Here is a 2,340-nt window from a genome sequence, read left to right on the forward strand (position 1 = left end):
GGAGGAACCCCCCGGACCTGACCGCCGGTTCAGCACAAGATCCGAGGAACAAGGAGAACATCTCGTGAAATTACGCTCGCGCTTCGCCGCGATCGTGACCGCCGCCGCGATGCTGGGCACGTTGTCGGCCGTCACGGCCGCGCCCGTACAGGCGGCCGGCCCGGACCTCATCGTCAACGGCGGCTTCGAGTCGGGCCTCACCGGCTGGTTCCCGAACAACGGGAACGCCACCGACACGGCCACGCTGACCCCGACGACCGACGCCTACTCCGGTTCTGCCGCCGTCGCGGTCACCCAGCGGATGACGACCGGATCAGGCCCGATGCAGGATCTGTCGGGCAAGGTCGAGGCCGGCAAGACCTACTCGGTCACGGCACGGGTGAAGTATGAGAACCCGAACAGCCCGGCCACCAAGCAGTTCTTCGTCACCATGCACTACGGCGGGGGGACGTACACCAACCTCGGCACCGTGACCACCCCGCGCGGGCAGTGGGGCCTGATCCAGGGCACGTTCACCATCCCCGCCGCGCAGAGCGTGGCGACCGCGCGGATCTTCGTCGAGACCCCGTGGACGCAGACGCCCTCGTCGGCGCCCGACACGCACCTCATGGACTTCAAGGTCGACGACGTGACCCTCCGGGAGTTCACTCCGTCGACCACGATCGAGGTGCTCGGCAAGAACCCCGGTGAGGGCAACCCGCTCATCTCGCACAAGTTCGGGGCCGACGGCAACGCCTTCGTCCACGACGGCCGGGTCTACCTCTACATGACCAACGACACGCAGGTGTACAACCCGGGCCCGAACGGGATCTCCCCGACCAACACCTACGGCGGCATCAACACCATCACCGTCATCTCCTCCGACGACCTGGTCAACTGGGTCGACCACGGCGAGATCCCGGTCGCCGGGCCGAGCGGGGTCGCCAAGTACGCGAGCCAGTCGTGGGCCCCGGCGATGGAGAGCAAGGTCGTCGACGGCAAGGAGAAGTTCTTCCTCTACTTCGCCAACAACGGCGCCGCCACCGGCGTCATCGTCGGCGACTCGCCGGTCGGCCCGTGGCGGGACGAGCGGGGCAGCCTGCTGATCACCGGCGCGACGCCGGGCGCGTCCAACGGGGTCAACTGGCTCTTCGACCCGGGTGTCTTCATCGACGACGACGGCCAGGCCTACCTCTACTTCGGCGGTGGCGGCGACGACGGGTCGCGCAGCTACGAGAACACCAACCACCCCAAGTCGACCCGCGTGATCAAGCTCGGCGACGACATGACGAGCACCGTCGGTTCGGCCGAGGTCATCGACGGGCCGCTCATGTTCGAGGCGGGCCACGTCTTCAAGCGCGAGGGCAAGTACTACTACTCGTACTCCTCGAACTTCGGCTTCGGCGGCCCGATCGACCCGGCCGGTCCCCCGACCGGCGCGATCGCCTACATGGTCGCCGACAACCCGATGGGCCCCTGGACCGCCGACAAGTACAAGGGTGTGATCTTCCGCAACCCCGGCAACTTCTTCGGCGCGGGCGGCAACAACCACCAGTCGGTGTTCCAGCTCGGCGGGGACTACTACTTCACCTACCACGCCCAGACGCTCAACCGCCGCATCACCGGCGGCGCGACCCAGGGCTTCCGCAGCCCGCACATCGCCAAGCTCGAATTCAACGGGGACGGCACGGTCAAGGAGGTGCTCGGCACCTACGACGGCGTCGAGAACATCCGCGACCTGGCCCCCTACCGGGTGATCGAGGCCGAGACCATCGCGTGGCAGCAGGGCATCGCCACCAAGAAGGTCGAGGGCTCCTCGGCGGAGTTCGGCGCACAGGCGCCCAACCTCGTGCTGCACGACGTCGACACCGGCGACTGGACCTCGCTCGCGTCGGTCGACTTCGGTGAGAAGGGTGCCACCGCGCTCACCGCCAAGGTGCGGCCCCTCGTCGCCGGCGGCCGGATCGACGTCCGCCTCGACGACCGGACCGCGCCGGTGGTCGCGACGATCCCCGTCGACGCCCCGCTCAACGCGTGGACGGAGCTGACCGCCGAACTCGACGGCCTCACCGGCGTGCACGACGTGTACTTCACGTACGCCGGACCGGCCGGCGCCGACCTGTTCGAGATCGACTCGTGGGCCTTCGAGAGTGAGGCCCCCGACGAGACCGCTCCCGCGGTCGAGGTCTCGGGCGTGGAAGACGGCGGCGAGTACGGCGACAGCGGCGACCTGACCCTCGGCTGGACCGCCGAGGACAACGAGTCGGGCGTCGCCACCATCACCGCGACCCTGGACGGGCAGCCGGTCCAGCCCGGCGCGATCACCCTCTACACGCTCGCCCTGGGCGAGCACGAGCTGAT

1 protein-coding gene is annotated in these 2,340 nt (G+C 68.6%); it reads left to right on the top strand.

Annotated elements, in window-relative coordinates; translation table 11 throughout:
* Positions 1-64 precede the first annotated feature (64 nt).
* A partial coding sequence (locus tag AW273_RS35760; RefSeq protein ID WP_062358204.1) for a family 43 glycosylhydrolase occupies positions 65-2,340 on the top strand: 2,276 nt, incomplete at its 3' end.

The sequence above is a fragment of the Herbidospora yilanensis genome, from assembly GCF_001570565.1.
Classification (GTDB): domain Bacteria; phylum Actinomycetota; class Actinomycetes; order Streptosporangiales; family Streptosporangiaceae; genus Herbidospora; species Herbidospora yilanensis.